Source organism: Vibrio coralliilyticus ATCC BAA-450 (assembly GCF_000176135.1).
Lineage (GTDB): Bacteria > Pseudomonadota > Gammaproteobacteria > Enterobacterales > Vibrionaceae > Vibrio > Vibrio coralliilyticus.
The window spans coordinates 39,585-65,936 of the sequence record NZ_ACZN01000011.1 but is presented as its reverse complement, the minus strand read 5'-3'; the positions used below and the strand labels follow the sequence as shown (position 1 = coordinate 65,936).

Sequence of the window (26,352 nt, the reverse complement as noted above, 5' to 3'; positions counted from 1 at the left end):
TTATGCTCCTTTGCCTGTCAGGTTAACGGTCGGGTTGATAATGCCGTATAGCAAGTCGACGATGGTATTGGTCACAACGAAAATCAGGCCAACGAAAATAACGTAAGCGGTGATCAGCGGTGTATCCACACGGTTGATTGCTTCAAGGAAAAGGAAACCAGTACCTGGCCATTGGAAAACCGTTTCAGTCAGGATGGTGTAGGCCACCATAGTACCAATTTGCACACCACCAACAGTTAGAACAGGCAGCATGGTGTTTTTCAGTGCGTGCTGGTAGTAGATCTTGTTCAGCGCTAGGCCTTTCGCCTTACCAAATTTGATGTACTCAGAGCTCAGCACTTCCAGCATTTCTGAACGCACCAGACGGATGAAAAGCGGCAGCATGATAGACGCCAGTGCAATACACGGCAGAATCAAATGCGCTAAGCCATCAAGAGTAAAGTAGCCGGATTCCCAGCCGAGCACATTGGCGGTTTCTCCCCGCCCATAGGACGGCAACCAGCCAAGCTCAATTGAGAAGACATACATCAGCATAATCGCGGTCAAAAAGACCGGTATGGAAATCCCGACACTACTGAACGCCATCACCACTTTGGTAAATATACTTTTCGGGTGAATCGCGGAGTAAACGCCGAGGGGTATCGAACAAACGATGATGATAACTGTGGCGCCAAACACTAGCTCTAGTGTCGCAACCAGCTTATCAAGAATCACTTCAACCGCAGGGCGCTTGAAGAAATAAGAAGTACCTAAATCACCTTGCAGCGCAGCGCCAACAAAGCGAGTGTATTTAGTAATGAAGGGATCGTTAAGGCCGAGCTCATCACGCAGAGCTTGACGCTCCGCTTCAGAAACCGACTGACCAACAAGCTCACGCAATGGGTCACCCAGATTGTCCTGAATGGCAAACGCCACCAAACTGATCACAAACATCACTATCAGTGCCTGAAACAGGCGCTTGACCAGAAACGAAAACATTCCTTGCCCCTTTAACTTTCCGTAGATTTCAGTCTGCTAAACCAGAAGTACTCCGGTCGCATTTTCAGTCTTAAAAATGGCACCTAACCCGACTGAAACAAAGCTAAGCACCAAAAAATTAAGTTTTGGCACCCGAAAAGGGTGCCAATATTCCTACTTAATTCTGTGAGGGGTTATTTCACCACCAAGTCACCGAAGTAAGGGAAGTTCATCGCGTTCACGATTGGCGCGATATCAACGTTAGATTTTGCACCCCAAGCAAGGTTCTGCCAGTGTAGAGGAACAAACGCCGCTTCGTTGTACAGCGTTGCTTCTACTTTCTGTAGCATTTCTGCACGCTTCGCTGGATCCGTCTCTACGTTAGATGCGTTAACCAGCTTATCAACTTCAGCGTTAGAGTAATGACCACAGTTGTACTGGCCTTTACCTGTTGTTTCGTCACGCGTCATCGTTAGGAACTCAGAGAAGTTCGCAGAATCTTCTGTATCTGAGTGCCAACCGATCATCAGCATGTCAGCCGCACACTTATCGAACTCTGGCCAGTATTGCGCTTTAGGCATAGTCTTCAGATCTACTTTGATACCGATCTTAGACAGCATTGCCGCCGCAGCCTGAGCAATTTTCGCGTCGTTTACATAACGGTTGTTTGGCGCCATCATTGTTAGCGTGAAGCCGTTTTCGTAACCCGCTTCCTTCATTAGCTCTTTCGCTTTCTTCAGGTCGTAACGTGGCACGAGATCCGCTTCGTAGCCAGCGTAGCCTTCAGGACCTTGCTGACCCGCAACCGTTGCGAAGCCTTTCATGATCTTCTTCACGATGCCTTCGTTGTTGATCGCGTGAACAATCGCCTGACGAACACGAACGTCTTTCAGTGCTTCGTTGCTGCTTTGGTTCATTTGGAATGTGATGATACGAGTACCAGGTAGTGTTACTAGGTCTACGTTCTTCGCACCTTTCACACGTTTGTGATCGTTTGGTGCAACCGGTGCAATCATATCGACGTCACCAGAAAGAAGTGCTGCAACACGTGTTGCGTCTTCTTTGATTGGCACTAACGTTAGCTTGTCTACGTTACCCGTGTCTTTGTCCCAGTAATCGCCAAAGCGCTCGAACGTCACTTTTACGCCTTGCTCACGCTGAGTGACGATAAATGGACCAGTACCAGATACGTTAGTTGAAGCGAACGAGTTACCGTGCTTCACCACTTCCGCTTTGTCTTTACCATCTTCGGTCTTACCAGAGTAGAACTTGCTGTCCATTGGGAAGATGTACGTTGCGGTCTGTAGAACCAGCGGGTAAGCACCTTTCGATACTAGCTCAACTGTGTAGTCGTCTACTTTTACCATCTTCTCGTATGGTTCGAAGATCGCTTTAAAGTCAGGAGAGTCTTTCAGACGGTCAAACGTCCAAACTACATCATCAGCCGTTAGTTCGTTACCAGAGTGGAACTTCACGCCTTTACGAAGCTGGAAGCGGAAAGTTGTGTCATCTACACGTTCCCATTTCTCTGCTAGGCGAGGTTCAAAATCTAACTTTTGTGTGTAACGAACTAGTGGATCAAACACCATGTGAGACATTTGCAGTGTACCGCCAGATAGCTGCTCATGTGGATCCAGAGACACTGGGTCAGCATCATAAGCCACTGTGATATCTGCCGCTGCTGCGCTAAAGCTTAAGCCAGCTGCCATTAAAGCCACTGCTAGTTTGCTTTTCATGGTTTTCATTGCATAACTCCTTATGCGGGATTCATCCCTAGTTGTTGTATTTGCTTCTGTTTTTGTCACCCAAATATCGGGTAATGTCTACGACTTACGCCGTTTTTACTTCTTCTCTTAAGCCTGTAAATTCAGGCATTAATGAAATCAGTTGTTGACTGTATTCGTGCTGAGGTGATCTAAAGAGCTGTTCGGTCGGCGCCACTTCCAGTAGCGAGCCCATTTGCATCACACCCACTCGATCACACATTTGGCGAATAACGGGTAAATCGTGACTGATAAACAGCATGGTTAGATTTAACTCATCTTGTAAATCTTTTAATAAGTTCAGAATCTGTGCCTGTACCGATACATCGAGCGCTGATGTCGGTTCATCACAAATCAGAAGACGTGGACGGGTTGCCAGTGCACGCGCAATCGAAATACGCTGACGCTGACCACCTGAGAATTCGTGTGGGTACTTCACACCCGCCATCTTGCCCAGACCAACGTGATCAAGAAGATCGTGCACGATCTGGCGCGTTTCGTTTTCATTGCTAGTAAGCTTGTGGAAACGAATTGGCTCAGCGATGATATCGAAGATCTTCATCCGCGGGTTCATTGAGGTGTATGGGTTCTGAAACACCATCTGCATTTGACGGCGTAGAGGGCGACGCTCTTTCTCTGACTTCAAAGACGTGAGGTCAATGCCCTCGAATGTCACCTTGCCCGAGTTTGGCTGATACAAACCCGCAATCACACGTGCAATGGTTGACTTACCCGAACCCGATTCGCCTACCAAGCCAAAGGTTTCCCCTTCGAAGACTTCAAAGCTGACATTATTCGATGCCTGCACATACTCACGGCGGCTTTCAAACAATGAATCCTTGGTGGTAAAGCGAAGATTGACGTTCTCAACGGTCAATAATGAGCCGGTGTAATCACGGTGATCCTGACTTTGACCTAACCAGTGATTCTTCACATCCAATGGTTCCATTTCGTGCGCTTCTTCTATATAGCTCACGAGTGGGAAGCGATCGAGTTTTACATCGGAACGCGGTACCGCAGAAATCAGACTGCGAGTATATGGATGATCCGGATCCCCAAGAACTTTGGCAGTGTTACCAAATTCAACCAAGTCGCCTCGGTACATTACCGCTACACGATCTGTTACGTTAGAAACCACGCCCATATCGTGCGTTACCAACATACAACCCACGTTGTTCTTAATACACAATTCTCGAATCAAACTCAGGATTTGATCCTGAATGGATACATCCAGTGCCGTCGTCGGTTCATCGGCAATGATCAGATCCGGCTCACCAGCCAGTGCAATCGCAATCACCACGCGTTGACGCATACCGCCAGAGAATTGGTGTGGGAACTGCTTGAGACGGTTTTCCGGTTGAGGGATACCCACTTGCTGCATCAGAGATAGAGCGCGCTGATACGCTTCTTCATCCGTCACCTTCATGTTGGCATGAATGGTTTCTTTCAACTGCTGTTCGACAGTAAAAAGCGGGTTAAGTGAGGTCATTGGATCCTGAAAGATAAATCCAATTTTTGAGCCTCGAACCTGGCGCATTTCTTCTGCCGATAAGCCTGAGATCAGCTCACCGTCCAAGTAAACATCACCACTCGCGATGCGACCAGGTGGGCTCAGCAAATCAATGACGGCATTACCGACTGTCGATTTACCAGCACCAGACTCACCCACAACGCCCACAATTTCTCCTCGTTCGATGTTGAACGATAGAGATTTAACTGCTGCATGCACACCGTGGCGTGATGGGTATTCGATTCGAAGATTTTTAACTTCTAAAAGTGACATTACCAGACCTCTACTGCTTTGGCAGTTTTCTGCCCTGTCTGAAAAGTGAATCCATTCAAGCCAGCCTGTCCACCCAATCAATTTAGATAAAATTGGGTACACCGTTCTGGCAATTTATAAGGTCATCAATTTGGCAAAAAATTCACAGAAAAGCAACAAACATAGTATAAAAAGTCGATTTCGAACAAATATCAAGCAGCTTATGAAAATAAATATGCAATTAGGTTATATCATCGGTTGGTCAAACCTGTTGCCAATACCCTCTAAAACCCCTTGTTTATAAGCACTACCAGTTATGACTTAGGCCTTGACGTTATAAATAATCAAGAATAAAAATTCACAAAAAACACAATGGAGTCATTTAACAAAATAAAAACATACCACTATAATTAACTAAATAGTTAGTAATTTAAACCATACAAATCGACAATAATAAAACTTTAGTCCAGATAAATAGTAAATCAATAGCAAAAATTGCCATGATTAATGATCAATAATCAGATCGAGCATAGGTGGAATTTCTGCTTAACTATTTAGTGCATACGTAGAATATATGACTGTTGGTAGAAAGAGTGTCACGACCAAGAAACTGAGTGTTCAAGGTGACACAGTAAGCATAAAGAGAACCATAACTGCACTTATTCAAACGCTTGTATCCGGATGCAAGAAACCAATATTTTCTTTATGTCCGCCGGATAGCAAACGCCACCCGCTCAATATGGAATGATGATGCTCTCAGAAGCGAGAGCCCCGCTTTTAATCTAAGAACGCAATCTCCATATTTGCCCTTCAATAAATAAGAAAGCATTAGTGGTTGTCGATGTTTTGAGGAATTACAGAATTGGAGAGGCGAGAGGACTTCTCAATCAAAGAGATTAGACGTGAAAATATGGATAGAACAGAAACGAAAAAACCCCAGTCTTTCGACTGGGGTTCTATCTAATAGTGGTCGGTGAAGAGGGATTCGAACCCCCGACCCTCTGGTCCCAAACCAGATGCGCTACCAAGCTGCGCTATTCACCGACTGTGTTTCATCTTGAATGTATCAAGATTGGAAGCAAAGCTACCAGAATAAATGGGGTGGCTAACGGGACTTGAACCCGCGACAACTGGAATCACAATCCAGGGCTCTACCAACTGAGCTATAGCCACCATCAATTTTTGTGTCTATCGCTCTAAAGCCATAAACGAAAGAGTGGTCGGTGAAGAGGGATTCGAACCCCCGACCCTCTGGTCCCAAACCAGATGCGCTACCAAGCTGCGCTATTCACCGACTTAAGTTTTATCTCGATAATGAATCAAGAAAGGAGACTATGCCACCAGAATAATGGGGTGGCTAACGGGACTTGAACCCGCGACAACTGGAATCACAATCCAGGGCTCTACCAACTGAGCTATAGCCACCATTATATTTGCCAATTTAACTTACCTTAGTAAGCGTCCGGATGGCGCGCCCGAAAGGATTCGAACCTTCGACCTTTGGCTCCGGAGGCCAACGCTCTATCCAGCTGAGCTACGGGCGCATGCCCTATCGGCGGAGTGGAATAATACGTATATCACACTAGGCCGTCTAGTACTTTTTAAACTTTTTTTATCGTTTGGTGCCTTTTTCGGCAATTAAAGTGTGATAAACCCCTATTTCCCATTAGATAACCCCATGGAAGCGGGTAACTTGTTGTTTATTGCAACAAGTTATCAGGATATAATCACCCAATATTTACATTGATTTAACAGCAAAACGCTGTGGATCAAACCACACTCTAATAATAGGTAAGCACGAACTTACCTTCAGGAATGTAAAGTGAGTTTAATGGATATGTCTCGAAAAATCTTAACCGCTTTGGTCGCTGCGATCACTTTTTCTAGCGCCTCTTTTGCAGCTAATGTAAGCCAAGAAGAATACGATGCGATTGCAGAACGCATTAAACCTGTTGGTGGTGTTTATCTAGCAGGCGCAGAGCCAGTAAAAGCAGAGCCAACTGGCCCACGTGATGGTGCGACAGTATACGGTACATTCTGTATCGCTTGTCACGCATCAGGTGTAAGCGGCGCCCCAAAAACTGGTGATGCTGGTGACTGGGGTCCTCGTATCGCACAAGGTAAAGACGTGCTGAAAGACCACGCAATTAACGGCTTCAACGCGATGCCAGCGAAAGGGTCTTGTATGGATTGTTCAGATGACGAAATCGTTGCTGCGATTGAGCACATGATTGCTGGTCTGTAATCCCACCTTATATAGAAGAAGGGCTTGGTTTTTACCAAGCCCTTCTTTTTTGTCTGTGCGCCTTATAAGTGGCAACTACTTCTTATTGAACATCGCACGAATATTAGCGATGTGAGCCTGCCCTTTGGCCATGCGCTCTTCTTGCGTCTGGGGCTTTTTATTCACTTCCCACTCCACATCATCAAATGGAAGCTCATCAAGGAAGCGACTCTGGGTCGGCTTTATCAACTCACCAAACTGGCGGCGCTCTTTACACATGGTAAAGGTTAACTCGCGCTGGGCTCGTGTGATCCCTACGTACATCAGACGGCGTTCTTCCTCGACATTATCTTCATCAATGCTGGTCTGGTGAGGTAAAATGCCCTCTTCCGAACCAATCAAGTAGACATAAGGAAACTCCAAACCTTTTGACGCATGTAAGGTCATCAGTTGCACCGCATCACTGTCATCATCTTCTTCACCCCGCTCCATCATGTCTCGCAGTGTCAGACGTTGAACTACCTCTTTAATGGTCTTTTCTTCCTGATCATAATTGTCCCCTTCTAGGTCAGCCACAATCCAAGAATACAGGTCCGAGACGTTTTTCATCCGCATTTCTGCTGCTTTTGGGCTCGCAGAGGTTTCATATAGCCAGTCTTCGTAGTTGATGTCCCGCACCAATGAACGCACCGCTTCTACAGTGTCTCCTCGCTCAGCCTGATCGGCAATCTTGACTAACCACTGACTAAAGCGGCGCAAATTTTCTAACCCACGGCCAGACAAGTGCTGCTCCAGTCCGATCTCAAAACTGCACTCAAACAGGCTCTTGCCGCGCATATTGGCGTAACTGCCCAGTTTTTCCAAGGTTACTGGGCCAATCTCACGCCGTGGCGTGTTCACAATACGCAAAAATGCATTGTCATCATCCGGGTTCACCAACACACGTAAATACGCCATGATGTCTTTGATTTCAGCACGAGCAAAAAATGAGGTACCGCCAGAGAGCTTGTAAGGCACTCGGTTTTGCATCAGCGATTTTTCAATCAGACGAGACTGATGGTTACCACGATATAAGATAGCGTAATCACGGTAATCAGTACGATTGAGGAACTTATGGGCGATCAGCTCACCCGTCACTCGCTCCGCTTCATGTTCTTCATCTTTCGCCAGCAACACTTTGAGCTTTTCGCCATCGGGGATTTCAGAAAACAGCGACTTCTCATACACGTGCGGGTTGTTGGCAATTAAAATATTGGCAGCGCGCAGAATTCGGCTAGTAGAACGATAGTTCTGTTCCAGCTTGATCAAACGAAGGCTTGGATAATCTTCTCCTAATAACACTAAGTTCTGCGGCTTCGCACCACGCCAAGAATAGATTGACTGGTCATCATCTCCTACCACCGTCAGGCGACCCCGCTCGCCAACAATCAGTTTGACCAACTCGTACTGACTGGTGTTGGTATCCTGATACTCATCGACCAATAAATAGCGAATACGATTCTGCCAACGCTGCCGGACTTCTTCATTGGTACGCAGCAGCAGAACCGGTAAAGCGATCAAGTCATCAAAGTCGAGCGCATTGTAGGCTTTCATCTGTTTCTGATACATATCGAAACAGAAGGCAAACAGTTGCTGCTGTTCCCCTTGAGCATATGCTTTCGCCTGCTCCGGAGTCAGCATGTCATTTTTCCAGTTGGAAATGGTACTGAGTAGCTGGCGTAGTAAATCCTTATCGCCATCGAGCTGTTTCTCAGTCAGCTCTTTCAATAGTGCAAGCTGGTCTTGGTCGTCAAACAGAGAAAAACCTGACTTTAACCCCAACGCCTTGTATTCACGTTTAATAATGTTGAGACCTAAGGTGTGGAACGTCGATACCATCAAGCCTTTCGATTCGTTCTTACCTAACGTCTGGCCGACACGCTCTTTCATTTCACGTGCTGCTTTGTTGGTGAATGTTACCGCAGCAATATTGCGAGCTTTGTAACCGCACTGCTGAACCAAATACGCAATCTTATTGGTAATAACACGTGTTTTACCCGATCCCGCCCCCGCCAAGACCAGACATGGTCCCGATACGTACTTTACGGCTTCATCTTGATTGGGGTTCAGCTTCATAGGAGTCTCTGAGGTCAAAATCTTTGGCGCCTATAATAATGGTGCAATAGTTCGATTGCTATGTTTAATCGTAGTGCACCAATTCCAGCTAAAATGATCTCATTGACTGTAAATTTACATAATTAACGAAATGTTTTATTGCACTAGTGTGCAGTTATTGGGCTATAATGAATGAACGTTCATTCATTGATAGTGAGACTATGTCTAGTAACACGGCAATAGATAAACACGAGCAGATCCTCACAGCTGCCGAAAAGCTGATTGCAGAGTCGGGTTTTCAAGGCCTGTCGATGCAAAAGCTAGCTAAAGAAGCTGGGGTGGCTGCAGGTACTATCTATCGTTATTTCTCAGATAAAGAGCATCTCCTGGATGAAGTGCGTTTAAATGTCGCCGAACGGATTGCAACTGCAGTCCAAGCTGGCGTCAATGACGATATGCCCTTGAAAACACGCTATCGCACTATGTGGTTAAACATCTGGAACCTTGCAGGTTCCAATATGGAAACCCTGAGTAATCGCGTTCAATATGAATCTCTTCCCTGTGCAAATAAGCGAAAAACTCGGGAACTTGAGCGACAAATGTTTGCCCAAGTGGATCGGTTGTTTAATCAAGGAAAAGAGCAAGGGATTTTTAAACCTCTCGACAATGAGATTCTTTCAGGGCTGAGCTTTGAAGCCAGTGTTGCACTGGCCCGAAAACATGCTTTGGGATACTACCAGCTGGATGAAGCAGCCTTAGAAGCCGCAATCGAAGCTAGCTGGGATGCAATAATTCAACACTAACTTGGAGTTCTGATCAGAATGAAAAAGTGGACTTTCTTTATGTTGCTTATCGCAATACTGCTATTTGGTAGCGTGATAGGCTTCAATCTATTCAAGCAACAGAAGATAGCCGAATATTTGGCTAATCGCCCAGAGCCTGAGTTTCCGGTGACCGTAACGGAAGTGAAGCCTGTTGATTGGGTACCTGTGATCGAAGCGATCGGTTTCATCGAACCGAACCAAGGTGTCACAGTTGCCAATGAAACAGCGGGTGTGATTGATAAAATTACTTTCGACTCAGGTACTGCCGTTGAAGAAGGTCAGCCTCTTGTTCTACTTGACTCTGAAGTGGAAAAAGCAGACCTGAAGAGCTCTCAGGCGAAGCTGCCGGCAGCTCAGGCTAAATATAAGCGTTACCAAGGCCTGTACAAAAAAGGGTCTGTATCGAAAGAAGCGTTTGATGACGCCGAAGCAAGCTACTTCTCGCTTAAAGCGGATATCGAAAGCTTAAAAGCGACCATCGACCGCCGTGAAATCAAAGCTCCTTTCGCAGGCGTAGTTGGTATTCGTAATGTTTACCTAGGTCAATACTTGCAAGCAGGTACGGACATTGTTCGCCTAGAAGATACTAGTGTTATGCGCTTGCGCTTCACTGTGCCTCAGACTGACATCTCACGCATCAAGCTAGGTCAGCAAGTTGATATCTTCGTTGACGCTTACCCTGAAACACCATTTGAAGGCTCAATCACCGCGATTGAACCAGCAGTTAACATCCAAAGTGGTCTGATTCAGGTTCAAGCTGATATTCCAAACAGCGATGGCAAGCTACGTAGCGGTATGTTTGCTCGTGCCAATATCATTCTGCCAACGCTAGACAATCAGGTGACTCTGCCACAAACCGCTATAACCTTCACGCTCTACGGTGACAATGTTTACATCATCTCTGAAGAGAATGGTGAAAAGCGTGTTAAGCAGCACGTGGTTAAAGTTGGTGAACGCGTGAAAGACATTGCTCACATCCTAGATGGCGTTAAACCTGGTGATGTTGTAGTGACATCTGGTCAAGTTCGTCTGAGCAATGACGCGAAAGTTCGTGTAGTAGAAAGCGATGCAACTACTCCACCAGCTGAAACACCAATGCTGTAATTGGAGGCCTCATGCGCTTTACTGATGTTTTTATTAAACGTCCAGTTTTAGCGGTATCGATCAGCTTTTTGATCGCCCTGCTTGGTTTGCAAGCGGTGTTCAAGATGCAGGTTCGAGAATACCCTGAAATGACAAACACGGTAGTAACGGTAACCACCAGTTACTACGGCGCCAGTGCCGACCTTATCCAGGGCTTTATTACCCAACCTCTGGAACAGGCTGTGGCTCAGGCCGACAATATCGATTACATGACATCATCGTCGGTACTCGGTACATCGACCATTACCGTTAACATGAAGTTGAACACTGACCCGAATGCAGCCCTGTCTGATATTCTGGCTAAGACCAACTCAGTTCGATCTCAGCTTCCAAAAGAAGCCGAAGACCCAACCGTGACCATGTCAACGGGTTCTACAACCGCGGTTCTCTACATCGGCTTTACCAGTGATGAACTTTCATCAAGCCAGATCACAGACTACCTAGAGCGTGTAATCAACCCGCAGCTGTTCACTGTTAATGGTGTCTCTAAGGTTGACCTCTACGGTGGTATGAAATACGCACTGCGTATTTGGCTAGACCCTGCCAAAATGGCAGCACTGGGCAAAACCGCTACTGATGTCATGAACGTGCTAAATGCCAACAACTACCAGTCAGCGGCTGGTCAGGCTGTGGGCGAATTCGTTCTGTATAACGGTAGCGCTGATACTCAGGTATCTAACGTCGAAGAGCTGAAGAACCTTGTTGTAAGCTCTGATGAAGGTGATGTCACTCGTCTGAGCGATATCGCGAAAGTGACGCTTGAGAAGAGCCACGATGTTTACCGTGCAAGTGCCAATGGTAAAGAAGCGGTTGTAGTTGCGATCAACGCGGCGCCAAGTGCGAACCCAATCAACATCGCAGCCGATGTCCTTGACCTGTTACCTCAGCTAGAGCGTAACCTGCCAAGTAACATCGACATGAACGTGATGTATGACTCGACCATCGCCATCAATGAGTCGATCAACGAGGTTATTAAGACCATCGCTGAAGCGGCATTGATTGTACTGATCGTAATTACGCTGTTCCTCGGTTCTTTCCGTGCGGTTATGATTCCTATCGTTACCATTCCGCTATCTCTGATTGGTGTGGCAATGGTGATGCAGGCAATGGGCTTCTCATGGAACCTGATGACGCTACTGGCGATGGTATTGGCCATCGGTCTGGTGGTGGATGATGCGATCGTTGTTCTTGAGAACGTCGACCGACACATCAAACTGGGAGAATCACCTTTCCGTGCTGCAATTATCGGTACACGTGAAATCGCGGTTCCGGTTATCGCTATGACCCTGACACTGGGTGCGGTATACGCGCCGATTGCCTTGATGGGTGGTATCACGGGCTCGTTATTTAAAGAGTTTGCCCTCACCCTCGCAGGTTCGGTATTCGTATCCGGTATCGTCGCTCTGACACTGTCGCCTATGATGTGTTCGAAAATGCTTAAGGCAAATGAAACGCCAAGTAAGTTCGAACAGAAGGTACATAGTGTATTGGATGGCATGACCAACCGTTACGAGCGAATGCTGGGTGCGGTCATGAAACACCGCCCTGTGGTGATTGGTTTCGCTATCATAGTGTTTGCCAGCTTGCCGATGCTGTTCAAGTTCATCCCAAGTGAACTGGCGCCGTCAGAAGATAAAGGCGTGGTCATGCTGATGGGTACGGCTCCATCGAATGCCAACCTCGACTTCATGCAAAACACCATGAACGACGTGAACCGAATTCTGTCTGACCAGCCAGAAGTAGCGTACGCACAGGTGTTTACTGGTGTACCTAACTCGAACCAGGCATTTGGTATCGCATCTATGGTGCCTTGGAGTGAGCGTGAAGCGAGCCAGTCTGAAGTTGCTAACCGCGTGACAGGTTTAGTCGGTCACGTACCAGGCATGGCGGTAACGGCATTCCAGATGCCAGAACTACCAGGTGCAGGTTCAGGCCTTCCGGTTCAATTCGTGATTACCACACCAAACGCGTTCGAAAGCTTGTTCACTATCGCGACCGATATTCTTGGCGAAGTGAAGTCTAACCCGATGTTTGTTTATTCTGAGCTGGACCTGAACTACGACTCAGCGACAATGAAGATCAATATCGATAAGGACAAAGCGGGCGCGTATGGCGTAACAATGCAGGACATTGGTACCACGCTGAGCACTATGATGTCTGATGGCTACGTGAACCGAATTGACCTCAATGGTCGTTCGTACGAAGTGATCCCTCAGGTCGAGCGTAAATGGCGTCTTAACCCTGAATCGATGAACAACTACTACGTGCGTGCTGCAGACAACCGCGCGGTTCCACTAGGTAGCCTGATCACTATTGATGTTGTCGCTGAGCCACGCTCACTGCCGCACTTCAACCAGCTGAATTCAGCCACCATTGGTGCTGTAAATGCACCAGGCACAGCCATGGGTGATGCTGTAAACTGGCTCGAAAGTATTGCGACTGAGAAACTGCCAAACGGTTACAACCATGATTACATGGGTGAAGCTCGTCAGTATGTGACAGAAGGTAGCGCACTGTACGCCACATTTGGTCTGGCACTGGCGATCATCTTCTTGGTTCTGGCGATTCAGTTTGAATCTCTCAAAGATCCAATTGTTATCATGGTTTCCGTACCGCTGGCGATCTGTGGTGCTTTGATAGCTTTGGCATGGGGCGCAGCCTCAATGAACATCTACTCGCAGGTCGGTCTGATCACCTTGGTTGGTCTGATTACCAAGCACGGTATCTTGATCTGTGAAGTTGCCAAAGAAGAGCAGTTACATAACAAACTTGGTAAGACAGAAGCGGTCATGGAAGCGGCGAAAGTTCGTCTACGTCCTATCCTAATGACGACTGCGGCGATGATTGCAGGTCTGATCCCACTGATGTACGCAACGGGCGCAGGTGCCGCTCAGCGTTTCAGTATCGGTATCGTTATCGTTGCTGGTCTGGCGATTGGTACTCTGTTTACCCTGTTCGTACTGCCGGTTATCTACAGCTACCTAGCTGAGAAACACAAGCCACTACCAGTGTTTGTTGAAGACAAAGACTTGGAAAAGCTGGCCCGTGTTGACGAAGCAAAAGCGGCGCAACGTCAGTTATCTGACAACAGCTAAACTCAACGTTTGCCAAAAGGCCACTTCGGTGGCCTTTTTTATTGGTTACGATCTGCCACTAGCCACTTCGAATTTTTACTATCGAAGTAGCGACTTTCCGGTACCAATTACATAGAATACAAACAATAGAGACAGGAGTTTTCGTCACATGTTTGACCCAAAGAAACTAGAGCAAATTGCTAAACAGATACATGATTCAATGCCAGCACCAGTTAAAGAGCTTGGCGCAGACGTTGATCAGAAAGTTCGCCAAGTCATCCAAGGCCAGCTGAATAAGCTGGATGTCGTTAGCCGTGAAGAGTTTGATGTGCAGACTCAAGTACTGCTACGTACTCGCCAAAAGCTGACCGAAATGGAGCAGAAGCTGGCTGAGCTGGAAGAGAAGCTGGCAGACAAATAAACGCTTTATACAAGCGATAAGATTCAAGGGTTGGCGCACTGCGTCAGCCCTTTTCTTTTGCTGGCTCAATAACCACAGCAGACGCTAAGCTATACCTTCGGCTATTCCCAAACACAAAAAAGGCTTGGTCAACGGCGACCAAGCCTTTTCATTTAGATGTTGTGCTTTCTTTTGTATTTATTACTCCAGTCTGTCTGGAGTTTTTACTAATCTATTATATAGATTAGTGAATTACGTGAAATTAGGGCTTCATTTTTAGGAGAAGGCGCAAAATTTACGATAGCAAAATGAGCACCTTCGACACCAAAATGGAACCTTAAGACAAGTAATTAGCCGCCTACTGCGATACGCTTCATATCTGTCATGTAGCCACGTAGCTCTTCACCAATGTACTCTACTGGGTGGTTACGGATAGTTTCGTTCACAGCGATTAGCGTCGCGTTGTCAACTTGGTTAGATTCTTCACCTAGGCCTTTACCGATAACGTCAGTACCAATTGAAGGCATGAACTTCTCACGCAGTAGCGGAGTTGCTACGTTAGCGAATAGGTAGTTACCGTATTCAGCTGTATCAGAGATAACAACGTTCATTTCGTACAGACGCTTACGTGCTACTGTGTTTGCGATTAGTGGTAGCTCGTGTAGTGACTCGTAGTACGCAGACTCATCAATGATGCCTGATGCCGTCATTGCTTCAAATGCTAGCTCAACACCTGCGCGAACCATTGCAACCATTAGGATACCGTTGTCGAAGTACTCTTGCTCTGAGATCTCAACATCACCTGCTGGGTAGTTTTCAAATGCTGTTTCACCTGTCTCTGCACGCCAGCCTAGTAGGTTCGCATCGTCGTTTGCCCAGTCAGCCATCATGGTGCTAGAGAAGTGGCCTGTGATTACGTCATCCATGTGCTTGTTGTACAGTGGACGCATCAGCTCTTTCAGCTCTTCAGAAAGCTCGAACGCTTTGATTTTCGCCGGGTTTGATAGGCGATCCATCATGTGTGTGATGCCACCAAACTTCAGTGCTTCCGTGATGGTTTCCCAACCGTACTGAATCAGTTTACCTGCGTAGCTTGGGTCAATACCTTCGGCAACCATCTTCTCGTAAGAAACGATTGAACCTGCTTGTAGCATGCCACATAGGATAGTTTGCTCACCCACTAGGTCAGATTTCACTTCAGCAACGAATGAAGACTCTAGACAACCCGCGCGGTGACCACCAGTACCAGCAGCCCAAGCTTTCGCGATATCCCAACCTTCACCTTTTGGATCGTTCTCTGGGTGAACCGCGATTAGTGTAGGAACACCGAAGCCACGCTTGTACTCTTCACGTACTTCTGTACCTGGACACTTAGGTGCAACCATCACGACTGTTAGGTCTTTACGAATCTGCATACCTTCTTCAACAATGTTGAAGCCGTGTGAGTAACCTAGTGCTGCGCCTTCTTTCATTAGAGGCATTACCGTCTCAACCACGTTCGTGTGCTGCTTGTCTGGCGTTAGGTTAACCACTAGGTCTGCTTGAGGAATAAGCGTCTCGTAGCTACCTACTTCAAAACCATTTTCTTTTGCGTTTTTGAACGACTGACGCTGCTCATCAATCGCTGCCTGACGCAGTGCGTACGCCACATCAAGACCTGAATCACGCATGTTCAGACCTTGGTTAAGACCTTGTGCACCACAACCAACGATAACCACTTTCTTACCTTTTAGGTAATCCGCTTCTGTAGCGAATTCACTGCGGTCCATAAAGCGACAACGGCCAAGCTGATCTAGCTGCTCACGTAGGTTTAATGTATTGAAATAGTTAGCCATGTTAGGGCTCTCCTTTGAGAATTTATCCGTTTGGGTCGGTGTTTCATTACCGAATGCCTCGATACTAAATCAGACATCGGGTTGCTTAAAGTGATATATTCACAATTAGTTATTGCAAAAAATGCAACAAGGAAGCACTTATTTCATGAACATTAAAAGTCTGCAATTGTTCATTCACCTGTGTGATAGCAAAAGCTTCGCAAAAACAGCTTCTGCCATGCACATCAGCCCTTCTGCACTCAGCCGTCAGGTACAAAAGTTGGAAGCAGAAACCGGGCAAGAGTTGTTCGTACGGGATAACCGCAGCGTTGAGCTGACCCCAGCGGCAAAAAAACTTTTGCCAGTGGCTTTAAAGATTCTTGGAGAATGGCAGAACTTCAATGCGCAGCTTCAAGGGCACGAAGAAGAGTTAAAAGGTGAGATTCGCCTGTTTTGCTCGGTGACTGCCAGCTACAGCCACCTGCCTGAGCTGTTGTCAGAGTTTCGCCTTCAGCATCCGTTTATCGAGTTTAAGCTGTCTACTGGCGATCCGGCTCAAGCAATAAACAAAGTCCTTAATGATGAAGTGGATGTCGCAATCTCTGCTCAACCAGAAGCACTACCCGCCAAGCTCAAATTTGAAACCATTAGTGAAATTCCTCTTTCAGTAATCGCCCCTGTCGGCGTGAGCAACTTTGCAGAAGCACTGCAAAAGGACAAACCTGACTGGTCTTCCATTCCTTTCATCGTGCCCGAATCAGGTACCGCGCGAGACCGCGCCAATACTTGGTTTAAGGCGATGAGAATCAAACCAAACATCTATGCGCAAGTTTCAGGGCATGAGGCTATTGTCAGTATGGTTGCACTTGGTTGTGGTGTTGGGATTGCACCAGATGTGGTGATCAACAACAGCCCTGTCAAAGAGAAGATTCAACGGCTCAAAGTAGCGTCGATTAAACCCTTTAAGCTCGGAGTATGCTGCAAGCGTTCGCAACTGGATAATCCGCTGGTTAAAGCTTTATGGGAAGTCGCACAGGACGCTTACATCGCGCCCTAACTGGTTACCCGCAGAAACAATAAAGCCACCGTTCTCGGTGGCTTTATTGTTCATGGCCGGCTGCGATTAAATCACTCGCGAGAATTGCTGCTGACGCGCCTTCGCTCGGAGGTACTTATCAAAACACATACAGATATTGCGAATCAGTAGACGACCGCGCAATGTCACTCGGATCTCTTTGTTGTCGACTTCCACTAGCTCATCATCAATAAAGGTTTGCAGCAGCTCGAGATCTTCTTTGAAGTAGTGATTAAACTCGACATCAAACTCCGTCTCGACTGATACTTTATCAAGTTTGAAGTTACAGATTAGCTGCTTGATGACTTCACGGCGCAGAAGGTCATCACCATCTAAGGCGACCCCTTTCCACAATGCATGGCGCTGCTCATTAACCTGAGCATAGTACTTTTTCAGTTCTTTCTGATTCTGTGCGTACGCATCGCCAATCATAGAGATAGCGGAAACACCAAAGCCAACCAAGTCACATTCACCTTGTGTGGTATAGCCTTGGAAATTGCGGTGCAGGATGCCATTGCGCTGAGCCACGGCCAATTCATCATCCGGCTGAGCAAAGTGGTCCATACCGATAAACTGATAACCAGCATTGGTCAGCGTCGCGATCGTATCCTGAAGGATCGCCATTTTTTCTTCGGCTTGCGGCAGGTCTTCGTCTTTAATCTTACGCTGTGCAGCAAACAGTTGCGGCATGTGAGCATAGTTAAAGATAGATAGTCGACCCGGTTGCATCTCAAGCACCTGAGCCAGCGTTTCAGCGAAACGTGCTTGAGTTTGTTTCGGTAGCCCGTAAATCAGGTCAAGATTGGTCGAACGGAAACCAAGCTTTTTCGCACGTTCAACCATAGCAAAAATGAACTCTTCGTCCTGTTCACGATTGACTAGCTTCTGCACTTCTTTATTGAAGTCCTGAACGCCAATACTTAAACGGTTAAAACCCTCTTCTCGCAAGTGATCAAGCATATCTAGCTCAATCTCACGCGGATCGACTTCAATACTGATTTCCGATTCAGCTTCAAAGCTAAATTCAGCACGCAGAATGTTCATCAAACGGCTGATTTGGGCTTTGGTCAGAAATGTGGGTGTACCACCACCAAAATGCAACTGAGTCACCTTGCGCCCTTGCAGTAAAGACGCTCGCGTCAGGATTTCCTGCTCCAGAACATCGAGATACTCATCGGCTTTATGTGCGTGACGGGTGATGACCTTATTACAGCCACAGTAGTAGCAAAGCTTGTGGCAGAACGGAATATGGATGTAGAGCGACAGCGGACGCTCCGGGTATTCCGTACAAGCCATGTCGTAGTCGGCAATGGTAAACGCTTCGTGAAATTCCAACGCGGTAGGGTAAGACGTATAACGCGGACCAGAATAGTTGTACTTATCGAGAATGGCTTGATCCCATACTATTTGTTGGCTTGCGACGACTTGCTGAGACATGGTGTTCTTCCGTTAGTGCTATATTGCGTATCCGGTGTGATTAACCGTTATATTTTTGCGGGCTATTTTGCCACACGCTGAGGCTGGTCGCCGGGTGGCATAGCGCTTTTTGAGTAACAATAGTCAGAATTGATAACTCGATCACTCCCCATAAGTGTAAGTGATCGAGTGACTAAAGTATCAATCTAGATCATCTGAATGTTGATCTGGTTGTTTAAAGGTTGAACTTTTTTCTGCAGCAGTTTGAGCTCTTCGACAATCGCATCCTGAAGGCGCGACTCGGCTTTGTGGCGTTCCAGATTTTGCTTCATGCGCTCTTTCTTCGCCATTTGTTGGCGATCTTCACCGCGAGGCATATCTTTTACAATGTGGAAAAGCTCGGCGGTCGCCGGGAATTCCTTATCAAAATCAACACGGTCTTCACCCTGAACGTAGTCCATGATGTTGTAGACACGAATACTGATTTCCGATAAATCACACTGGCCCTGAATACCGGCCATACACAATATATGGACGTTTTCAAAGATGTTGGCGTTACGCTTTTCGATGGCAAGCTTCTTATGCTGTTCCTGCAATTCCTTTTGCTTCTTCAACTGGAGCAGAAGGTAACCTGCATAGGACGCTAAGCCGAGAACAATGACTCCACCAGCAATGGCTAACAAGGTTACGTTCATGAATCGCTTTACCCTTTAAACTGGTCCAAATCCAGATCTTCAAACTGCGACAGCAGTTCATCTTCTGATGAGGCTTTCTTACTCACCTTTTTCGCCACAGGAGCGCTTGGCTCTTCAACGACTTCTGGCTCTTCTTCCTCTTCATAGAGGCCAAGTTGCTTCATCAGAATTTCAATACGCGCTAATTTCTCATCGACGTATTTCTGTAGACCTGCGCCTAGGCTTTCACCATTATCAAGGCGATCAAGCAAGACATTCAGCTGAGCATCATTTTCCAGCATCTCTAGCTCTTGTTCTGCGTTGACTCGACGTTCTGCTTTGGTTGGCTTCTTCACCGCTTCAACCACAAGAGGAATTTTCTTCTTGCTTCCTAAACGTGGGTCGCGCTTTTGTCCCGCTGTCTGCTGTTTATTTTGCTTCGCTTCAGAGTTACGACCGCCCGTCTTTAGACCTTTGCGTTTTTTCTCTTTCTTGCGCAGACGCCCTTCAACGTCTGATTCTGTGCGATTACGAACGACGATAACGTCGCCATTACCGCCCGATCTTACTTTCTTACTACGGCTCATTACTGGGCTTTCCTCAGTAAAATTACATCATTACCAATAAATTCAAGCTTGAGCTGATCCCGCTCTGCCAAGTACCTAAACGTATTGCGGCTAAAAAAGACCACATGCGTTGGGTCATTTTTATAGTGCCATTTGGCAAACGCTTCGACATCAATGACCATCTTGGTCATCAGACCAATCCAGCCACCTGGCTTAACTAAATTCAACCATTGCTGCCATATCTGATCCGGATGATACAAGTGCTCGATCACCTCAGTGGCAGTCATAAAGTCATACGTACAATCTAGCACCTCAGTATTAGGGTGATAATAGAGGTCGTACAACGACATGTTGTGTCCCTGCTCCTGCAACATCAAAGAGAGTGTTGGCCCGGGGCCACAACCAAAATCTATTCCTGTTGAGCCTGGCTCAATACGTTCCAATATGGGGTCTGCAACCCGCGATAAAAAGGTACGATAGCCAGCATCATTTGGATCGTTCTCATGCAGATCGTAGTGGGCTTTTTCAGCCTTTGCATCCAATCTTTGCTCTGGATTAACAAACACCAGCTCACATTGCGCACATTGAAGATACTCGCGACGCTTATCTTCGAAGTAATGCAGTGATTCCGGGTTATGGCAAAGTGGACAGTGGTGCATGATGACATCCTCAAACAGGGATGCGAAACATACCAGAAAGTGGCAAGAGAGTGGAGCACTATTGTGCAAATAATCATCGATTCAGTGAAATATTCCCTCTCCGACCAATAATCTTATCGATGGAATAAAGGAACCGTGCTGGCAGAAGATGGAGGTCGGTGGATTTCAGATATAAAAAAAGCGATAGATAATTCTATCGCTTTCTAAAAATGCCTTTCGGCGAAACTGTGTTGCACGGATTATCGTGCATCAAATTTCCATTTGTTTTTGGCGCTTTCCCTGCAAAAGGTGTTGTTTTTCACCGTCCTGGTGAATTTTGGCTTTCCGTTTACATCCAGTATCTGGGCTAGTCCTTAGCCTGATCCTTTTCGCTGTCTAAACCATTAGACGAGTCGACCATCCCTATCCAGTAAGCTTCCTGCTTACCTAAATTCCTTTGAGACCTCCAAGCATCCATCGCCTGCATCCTTGGAGACCATCATGGTCTAAATTCCGTATCAGCGCCCTGCCGATGAGTACACTTTAACGATTGACCAATTTTGAACAATCCACCTGAAGAAAAAAATCGGCTTTTTTTTACCCACCAAACTTCTTTTATTACTTTTCAAATAGTTACAAAAAACACAAAGAAATGAGCACAAGCGAAGATAGCCGATCTCTTACAAAAGCTCGGGAAAGATGGAGCCACACAAGCAAAAAGGTGATGTGACCTGTGTCATACGAAAAAGCCCAGACTTTCGTCTGGGCTCATTCAATACAACATTGCTCGGGCAGTATTTAATAGGGCTTAGTGTAGGCCGCCAACATATTTAGACAAAGTATCGATGTCTTCGTCTGTCAGTTTCTTTGCGATATCTTGCATCATGCCGTTCATGTCGTTAGCACGAGAGCCATCGCGGAATTTAACTAGCTGAGCTTTAATGTAGTCAGCGTGCTGACCAGAAATTTTAGGGAAACCTGAAAGCTCAGTGCCGTTACCACGAGGACCATGACAAGCAATACATGCTGTCAGACCACGTGAAGCATCACCCGCCGTATAAAGAGTTTTGCCTTGTTCCACTACATTTTCAGGCGTAGTGTTGTGCGAAATTGGTAGTGATGCATAGTAAGCTGCAAGATCTTTCATATCCTGCTCAGACAGTGGCATTGCCATACCGCCCATTACTGGATCAACACGACCCTGCTTACCACCACTGGTCATACCCAGCTTGAGGTCTTTCAGCTGCTTCTCAATATATTTAGCATGCTGACCTGCTAGCTTAGGGTACATTGCGAGTTGACTGTTGCCATCAGCACCGTGGCAGGCAACACAAGTTTGGGATTTTGCTTTACCAGCTTCAATACTGCCTTGGGCCCATACAGAGCAGCTGGCTAAAAGACTCAAGATTAGCGCTAATTTCTTCATGACATTCCATTATAATTATCAAGCTTCCAGTACCACTCAGAGTTGCCACTCATGGTACAATAGGCGACCTTATGCCGAGCACGGTTATTTTACACAATTTCACAAAAAAGTAATCAATCGACTACACAAAGTCGAGATGGAGTTAACAGTGAGCGTAAAAATTCATTATCAAAACACCCATTTCATCACCAGTGCACCTGATATTCGTCACATGCCTGAAGATGAAGGTATCGAAGTTGCGTTCGCAGGACGCTCCAACGCGGGCAAATCGAGTTCTCTTAACCGACTGACGAATCAGAGAAGTTTAGCAAAAACCAGTAAAACACCAGGTCGAACTCAGTTAATCAACCTGTTTAAAGTGACCGATGGCTGCCACATCGTCGATTTGCCGGGATATGGCTTTGCTCAAGTACCGCTGGAAATGAAAAAGAAGTGGCAAAAATCACTCGGTGAATACCTACAAAAGCGTCAAAGTCTCAAAGGTTTAGTCGTATTGATGGACATTCGCCACCCAATGAAGGACCTCGATCAGCAGCTAATCTTCTGGGCAGTTGACAGCGGCATCCCTGTACAGGTCCTACTGACCAAAGCAGATAAACTGAAAAGTGGCGCGCGCAAAGCTCAGGTGCTTAAGATCAAGAAGGATTCTGCTGGGTTCGGTGGTGACGTGAGTGTTGCCGCGTTTTCTTCTCTGAAAGGCATTGGCGTTGACGTACTGCGTAATAAACTTGATGAGTGGTTTGCCCCTGCTATCGCAGCGCAGCTGACTGACGAGATTATCGAAGATCAGCAAAGCGACGATCAAGAATAAGCACAGAACAAAATCGAAATCAGCCTCACTCATGTGGGGCTTTTTTGTGTCTGAAGAGTAACATTGAAAAAGAAAAGGCTTAGAAATAAAAATCCCCACCATCCTGGTGGGGCAACGGGAGAGAAATAGGAGGTAGTTATTATTATGCGAATAGGATTGTTCAAAGCCGCAAACAATGCAACGTCTGATTTTTCCTCTTCCACTTCCCTCTCCAACAACCCCTTCTACCGATAAAACGCTAAAAAATATGAAAAAATTCATTATTAACACCCAACAAGGCGCGCGAGTTCGGGTTTGGTTTTCTGTTTAAAAAAATAAAAGTGTGACTGAAGTTTTCTTACAAAATTGGTCTGAGTTACCAAATGCTGTGAATAGTGAATATTAGGAACAAGTGATGTGGTAGTGAGAAGCCGTTAAAGCTGTATTATCTATGAGAATGGCAATAAAGATTTGAAATGTATTGAAATTTTCTTTAGCACAATAAAAAACGCCCCAGTCAAATACTGACTGGGGCGGCTGAATCAGCCTAATCCAATAACGTGAAACAAAAGGTCTGAAAGATAGAACATCTTACCTCTGTACCCTACGCCGTTTAATGTACAACAATTGGTCAGAAATGAAAACTCTTTTTGTAATTTTTTTTCATTAAAATTTTATTAAACTACAATACTCACTTTTGAATGGTTGCTTTTTTAGGAACAAAAAAAAGCCAGCGATTGGGCGCTGGCTCATATTATTCAATCAATTTTGGCTATTTTTTGTCTAGTGCGCCTGATCCCAGTTGTCACCATGACCCGCTTCCGCAATCAAAGGTACATCCAGCTGAGCGGCGGATTCCATCAATTCTTGTACTTTACTTTCAATTTCGGCTAATGCTGACTCCTGAACTTCGAAGACCAGTTCATCGTGCACCTGCATCAGCAATTTCACTCGACCCTGGCCTTGGCTCTCAATCCATTCATCCACCAATAGCATGGCTTTCTTGATGATGTCCGCTGCTGTGCCCTGCATTGGAGCGTTGATCGCAGCACGTTCTGCCGCTTTACGACGCATGCCGTTGCGTGATTTTATTTCTGGCAGATGCAGACGACGGCCAAAGATGGTTTCGACATAACCTTGTTCAGCTGCGGCACTACGTGTGTCTTCCATGTATTGCATCACACCTGGGTAGCGCTCAAAGTAGGTATCCATGTATTGCTGTGCTTCGCCACGTGGAATACCCAACTGTTTTGCCAGACCAAAAGCACTCATACCATAAATAAGGCCAAAGTTGACCGCTTTCGCACGACGACGCTGTTCAGCTGACACCTGCTCGATGTCCACACCAATGATTTCAGCCGCTGTCGCTGCATGAATGTCTTTTCCTTGCTGGAAGGCATCTAGTAGCGCTTTGTCTCCTGAAAGGTGCGCCATAATACGCAATTCAATCTGGGAGTAATCGACCGCCATGATCTTGTAACCATGTGGTGCAATAAACGCCTGGCGAATACGTCTACCTTCATCATTACGGATTGGGATATTCTGCAGGTTAGGATCGGTCGAAGATAGACGGCCAGTCGCGGTTACAGCCTGATGATAAGACGTATGGACACGGCCTGTTTCAGGATTAATCATTTTCGGCAGCTTATCAGTATAAGTTGATTTGAGCTTCGCTAAGCCACGATATTCGAGGATCAATTTTGGCAACGGGTAATCCAGCGCCAACTCCTGCAGAACCTCTTCATTAGTTGAAGGCGTACCCGATGGCGTTTTCTTCACAACCGGCAGACCCATTTTCTCAAACAGAATCGCTTGCAGCTGCTTTGGCGAATTCATGTTGAACTCTTGCTCCGCGATTTCAAACGCTTGCTGCTCCAACTCATCAAGGCGCAACGCAATTTCCTGCGACTGAGCGGCCAGCTTCATGTCATCAATCAACACGCCTGTGCGTTCAATACGTGATAAAACGGGAACCAGCGGCACTTCGACCTCTTCATAGATGGTCTTCAGCTTTTCATCCTGCTCAATGTTGGCGAGCAAGCGATTGTGTAAACGGAGGGTCACATCAGCATCTTCTGCGGCGTATGGTGAAGCTTGTTCCAGTTCAATCTGATTGAACGTCAGCTGCTTCTTGCCTTTACCCGCAATCTGCTCAAAAGAAATGCAGCTGTGCTGAAGGAATCGCAGTGCCAGGCTGTCCATATCATGCTTGCCACCCACGCTGTTGTAAACGTATGACGCGAGCATGGTGTCATGCTTAATGCCTTTCATCTCAATGCCGTAGCGAGCCAATACCGACGCATCGTATTTTAGATTCTGCCCCACTTTCGCCTGAGCATCATCTTCAAGAATCGGCTTCAATTGCTCTAGTACCCAATCGCGATCAAGCTGCTCTGGCGCATCAAGATAATCATGCGCCACAGGCACGTATGCAGCGACGCCTTCTTCTGTCGCAAACGACACACCAACCAGATTCGCCACCATGTAATCGAGGCTGTCGGTTTCGGTATCAAACGCGAAGACATCCGCCGCTTTGAGTTTATCTAACCAAGTATTGAATGCCTGTTGGTCAAGAATGGTTTCGTACTGGCTGCGATCAATCGTCACTGCAGAGGTATCGATCTCGCTGGCTGTGGCAGAGGCTCCAGCCCCCGACGCTGCGCCGGACTTTTCATCTGCCACGACAACACCCGTACCACCTTCCAGTAATTCATTGAGCCAAGATTTGAAGACTAGCTGGCCATACAGTTTGATCAGCTCATCGGTATTCGGTTCAGCCTTGAGCAGTGAGTCTGGCGTTTCTTCCAGCTCAACATCCAACTTAATCGTGGCAAGCTCGTAAGAAAGAAACGCTTCTTCTTTGTTATCGACCAGCTTTTTCGCCATGGTCTTCGATCCACGGAACCCAAGTGATGCAATATCATCAAGATTGTCGTACAGCTTTTCCAAACTGCCGATACCCTGCAGTAGTGCAGTTGCGGTCTTATCACCGACACCCGGTACACCTGGGATGTTATCGACTTTGTCGCCCATCAAAGCGAGATAATCGATAATCAGCTCTGGTGGGATACCAAATTTTTCAATCACGCCTTCTCGATCCATCACCACATTGGTCATGGTGTTGATCAGAGTCACGTTGTCATCCACCAACTGCGCCATATCTTTATCGCCGGTACTGATCAATACTGGCATCCCCGCTTGTGAAGCCTGATACGCGAGCGTACCAATCACATCATCCGCTTCCACACCCGGAACACAGATCAGAGGCAAACCCATTGCGCGAATCACATTGTGCAGAGGTTCAATCTGACAACGGAGATCATCAGGCATCGGAGGACGGTTGGCTTTGTATTCCGGATACATCTCATCACGGAAGGTTTTTCCCTTAGCATCAAAGACCACTGCGATACGCTCAGAGGCAAACTGACGCATCATACTGCGTAGCATGTTTACAACACCATAAACAGCGTTCGTCGGGATATCACCGTTGCTCATAGTGCCCGGATAAGCATGAAATGCGCGGTAAAGATAAGAAGAACCGTCAATCAAAATCAACGGGTTGTCAGGAATACGAGCCATAGTCTTTAAGCATCCAAAGAAAAAAGATCTGCCTAGAATGCCATGACTCTGACAGTGGATCCATTTTAACTCTGCATGCACTACTCACACATTTGGCGAATAATCTTTCACACCACAGCCTCAACTGTGGATA

General features: G+C 46.5%; 19 protein-coding genes and 5 tRNA genes. 7 read left to right on the top strand and 17 right to left on the bottom strand.

Going from position 1 to position 26,352, the window contains the following annotated elements; translation table 11 throughout:
- The 8 genes from VIC_RS02575 to VIC_RS02540 form a co-directional block, all read right to left on the bottom strand.
- Window positions 1–978 carry an ABC transporter permease gene (locus tag VIC_RS02575; RefSeq protein WP_006957610.1) on the bottom strand — a complete coding sequence of 326 codons (978 nt, stop codon included), beginning with the start codon at window positions 976–978 and terminating at the stop codon, window positions 1–3.
- 173 nt (window positions 979–1,151) lie between these two features.
- On the bottom strand, window positions 1,152–2,702 hold the full coding sequence (locus tag VIC_RS02570) for an ABC transporter substrate-binding protein (protein WP_006957608.1): 1,551 nt from the start codon (window positions 2,700–2,702) through the stop codon (window positions 1,152–1,154).
- 85 nt (window positions 2,703–2,787) lie between these two features.
- Entirely contained in the window at window positions 2,788–4,503 is a 1,716-nt protein-coding gene (locus VIC_RS02565) for a dipeptide ABC transporter ATP-binding protein (protein ID WP_039951204.1), read from the bottom strand.
- Window positions 4,504–5,449: 946 nt separating this feature from the next.
- Window positions 5,450–5,526, bottom strand: a tRNA-Pro gene (locus VIC_RS02560).
- 53 nt (window positions 5,527–5,579) lie between these two features.
- A tRNA-His gene (locus VIC_RS02555) sits at window positions 5,580–5,655 on the bottom strand.
- 44 nt (window positions 5,656–5,699) lie between these two features.
- Window positions 5,700–5,776 (bottom strand) — tRNA-Pro (locus tag VIC_RS02550).
- A 55-nt stretch (window positions 5,777–5,831) separates the two neighbouring features.
- Window positions 5,832–5,907 (bottom strand) — tRNA-His (locus VIC_RS02545).
- Window positions 5,908–5,949: 42 nt separating this feature from the next.
- Window positions 5,950–6,026 (bottom strand) — tRNA-Arg (locus tag VIC_RS02540).
- Between the two features lie 287 nt (window positions 6,027–6,313).
- Between VIC_RS02540 and VIC_RS02535 the strand changes: the two genes are divergently transcribed.
- Window positions 6,314–6,727, top strand: a complete 414-nt coding sequence (locus VIC_RS02535) for a c-type cytochrome (RefSeq protein WP_021457724.1) — start codon at window positions 6,314–6,316, stop codon at window positions 6,725–6,727.
- A gap of 75 nt (window positions 6,728–6,802) precedes the next feature.
- On the opposite strand, the gene rep is transcribed toward VIC_RS02535, so the two are convergent.
- Entirely contained in the window at window positions 6,803–8,821 is a 2,019-nt protein-coding gene (gene rep / locus VIC_RS02530; RefSeq protein ID WP_006957602.1) for a DNA helicase Rep, read from the bottom strand.
- Between the two features lie 200 nt (window positions 8,822–9,021).
- Between rep and VIC_RS02525 the strand changes: the two genes are divergently transcribed.
- The 4 genes from VIC_RS02525 to ubiK all read left to right on the top strand — a co-directional run bounded on the left by VIC_RS02525 (window position 9,022) and on the right by ubiK (window position 14,262).
- Entirely contained in the window at window positions 9,022–9,603 is a 582-nt protein-coding gene (locus VIC_RS02525; protein WP_029236302.1) for a TetR/AcrR family transcriptional regulator, read from the top strand.
- An 18-nt stretch (window positions 9,604–9,621) separates the two neighbouring features.
- Window positions 9,622–10,728 (top strand): efflux RND transporter periplasmic adaptor subunit, encoded by a 1,107-nt coding sequence (locus VIC_RS02520; protein WP_006957597.1) that lies wholly within the window; start codon window positions 9,622–9,624, stop codon window positions 10,726–10,728.
- A gap of 11 nt (window positions 10,729–10,739) precedes the next feature.
- Window positions 10,740–13,862 carry a multidrug efflux RND transporter permease subunit gene (locus tag VIC_RS02515; protein ID WP_006957595.1) on the top strand — a complete coding sequence of 1,041 codons (3,123 nt, stop codon included), beginning with the start codon at window positions 10,740–10,742 and terminating at the stop codon, window positions 13,860–13,862.
- A gap of 148 nt (window positions 13,863–14,010) precedes the next feature.
- Window positions 14,011–14,262 (top strand): ubiquinone biosynthesis accessory factor UbiK, encoded by a 252-nt coding sequence (ubiK, locus tag VIC_RS02510; protein ID WP_006957593.1) that lies wholly within the window; start codon window positions 14,011–14,013, stop codon window positions 14,260–14,262.
- 329 nt (window positions 14,263–14,591) lie between these two features.
- On the opposite strand, the gene ilvC is transcribed toward ubiK, so the two are convergent.
- Window positions 14,592–16,076 (bottom strand): ketol-acid reductoisomerase, encoded by a 1,485-nt coding sequence (ilvC, locus tag VIC_RS02505; RefSeq protein WP_006957592.1) that lies wholly within the window; start codon window positions 16,074–16,076, stop codon window positions 14,592–14,594.
- Between the two features lie 145 nt (window positions 16,077–16,221).
- Between ilvC and ilvY the strand changes: the two genes are divergently transcribed.
- Window positions 16,222–17,112, top strand: coding sequence for an HTH-type transcriptional activator IlvY (gene ilvY, locus VIC_RS02500; protein ID WP_006957590.1), 891 nt, complete (start codon window positions 16,222–16,224; stop codon window positions 17,110–17,112).
- A 66-nt stretch (window positions 17,113–17,178) separates the two neighbouring features.
- On the opposite strand, the gene hemN is transcribed toward ilvY, so the two are convergent.
- From hemN to VIC_RS02475, 5 genes are all read right to left on the bottom strand, one after another.
- Window positions 17,179–18,567 carry an oxygen-independent coproporphyrinogen III oxidase gene (gene hemN / locus VIC_RS02495; RefSeq protein ID WP_006957588.1) on the bottom strand — a complete coding sequence of 463 codons (1,389 nt, stop codon included), beginning with the start codon at window positions 18,565–18,567 and terminating at the stop codon, window positions 17,179–17,181.
- 185 nt (window positions 18,568–18,752) lie between these two features.
- Window positions 18,753–19,241 carry a DUF2489 domain-containing protein gene (locus VIC_RS02490; RefSeq protein WP_006957586.1) on the bottom strand — a complete coding sequence of 163 codons (489 nt, stop codon included), beginning with the start codon at window positions 19,239–19,241 and terminating at the stop codon, window positions 18,753–18,755.
- An 8-nt stretch (window positions 19,242–19,249) separates the two neighbouring features.
- Window positions 19,250–19,807, bottom strand: a complete 558-nt coding sequence (gene yihI / locus VIC_RS02485; protein WP_006957584.1) for a Der GTPase-activating protein YihI — start codon at window positions 19,805–19,807, stop codon at window positions 19,250–19,252.
- Entirely contained in the window at window positions 19,807–20,445 is a 639-nt protein-coding gene (locus VIC_RS02480; RefSeq protein ID WP_006957582.1) for a class I SAM-dependent methyltransferase, read from the bottom strand. The genes yihI and VIC_RS02480 overlap by 1 nt, the downstream gene beginning before the upstream one ends.
- Window positions 20,446–21,232: 787 nt before the next feature.
- Window positions 21,233–21,850: a c-type cytochrome gene (locus VIC_RS02475; RefSeq protein WP_006957580.1), complete on the bottom strand. Its 618-nt coding sequence runs from the start codon at window positions 21,848–21,850 to the stop codon at window positions 21,233–21,235.
- Window positions 21,851–21,998: 148 nt separating this feature from the next.
- On the opposite strand from VIC_RS02475, the gene yihA reads away from it, so the two are divergent.
- Complete coding sequence (gene yihA / locus VIC_RS02470) at window positions 21,999–22,661, top strand: ribosome biogenesis GTP-binding protein YihA/YsxC (RefSeq protein ID WP_006957578.1); 663 nt, start codon at window positions 21,999–22,001, stop codon at window positions 22,659–22,661.
- 521 nt (window positions 22,662–23,182) lie between these two features.
- On the opposite strand, the gene VIC_RS27305 is transcribed toward yihA, so the two are convergent.
- Complete coding sequence (locus tag VIC_RS27305) at window positions 23,183–23,230, bottom strand: small protein SpfP (protein ID WP_438356636.1); 48 nt, start codon at window positions 23,228–23,230, stop codon at window positions 23,183–23,185.
- Between the two features lie 193 nt (window positions 23,231–23,423).
- Window positions 23,424–26,219, bottom strand: coding sequence for a DNA polymerase I (polA, locus tag VIC_RS02465; protein ID WP_006957576.1), 2,796 nt, complete (start codon window positions 26,217–26,219; stop codon window positions 23,424–23,426).
- Between the last annotated feature and the right edge of the window lie 133 nt (window positions 26,220–26,352).

Excerpts from the sequence above, each read along its gene's own strand:
- VIC_RS02575 (WP_006957610.1), bottom strand. The coding sequence starts at position 978 with ATGTTTTCGTTTCTGGTCAAGCGCCTGTTTCAGGCACTGATAGTGATG.
- VIC_RS02570 (WP_006957608.1), bottom strand. The coding sequence starts at position 2,702 with ATGAAAACCATGAAAAGCAAACTAGCAGTGGCTTTAATGGCAGCTGGC.
- VIC_RS02565 (WP_039951204.1), bottom strand. The coding sequence starts at position 4,503 with ATGTCACTTTTAGAAGTTAAAAATCTTCGAATCGAATACCCATCACGC.
- VIC_RS02535 (WP_021457724.1), top strand. The coding sequence starts at position 6,314 with ATGGATATGTCTCGAAAAATCTTAACCGCTTTGGTCGCTGCGATCACT.
- rep (WP_006957602.1), bottom strand. The coding sequence starts at position 8,821 with ATGAAGCTGAACCCCAATCAAGATGAAGCCGTAAAGTACGTATCGGGA.
- VIC_RS02525 (WP_029236302.1), top strand. The coding sequence starts at position 9,022 with ATGTCTAGTAACACGGCAATAGATAAACACGAGCAGATCCTCACAGCT.
- VIC_RS02520 (WP_006957597.1), top strand. The coding sequence starts at position 9,622 with ATGAAAAAGTGGACTTTCTTTATGTTGCTTATCGCAATACTGCTATTT.
- VIC_RS02515 (WP_006957595.1), top strand. The coding sequence starts at position 10,740 with ATGCGCTTTACTGATGTTTTTATTAAACGTCCAGTTTTAGCGGTATCG.
- ubiK (WP_006957593.1), top strand. The coding sequence starts at position 14,011 with ATGTTTGACCCAAAGAAACTAGAGCAAATTGCTAAACAGATACATGAT.
- ilvC (WP_006957592.1), bottom strand. The coding sequence starts at position 16,076 with ATGGCTAACTATTTCAATACATTAAACCTACGTGAGCAGCTAGATCAG.
- ilvY (WP_006957590.1), top strand. The coding sequence starts at position 16,222 with ATGAACATTAAAAGTCTGCAATTGTTCATTCACCTGTGTGATAGCAAA.
- hemN (WP_006957588.1), bottom strand. The coding sequence starts at position 18,567 with ATGTCTCAGCAAGTCGTCGCAAGCCAACAAATAGTATGGGATCAAGCC.
- VIC_RS02490 (WP_006957586.1), bottom strand. The coding sequence starts at position 19,241 with ATGAACGTAACCTTGTTAGCCATTGCTGGTGGAGTCATTGTTCTCGGC.
- yihI (WP_006957584.1), bottom strand. The coding sequence starts at position 19,807 with ATGAGCCGTAGTAAGAAAGTAAGATCGGGCGGTAATGGCGACGTTATC.
- VIC_RS02480 (WP_006957582.1), bottom strand. The coding sequence starts at position 20,445 with ATGCACCACTGTCCACTTTGCCATAACCCGGAATCACTGCATTACTTC.
- VIC_RS02475 (WP_006957580.1), bottom strand. The coding sequence starts at position 21,850 with ATGAAGAAATTAGCGCTAATCTTGAGTCTTTTAGCCAGCTGCTCTGTA.
- polA (WP_006957576.1), bottom strand. The coding sequence starts at position 26,219 with ATGGCTCGTATTCCTGACAACCCGTTGATTTTGATTGACGGTTCTTCT.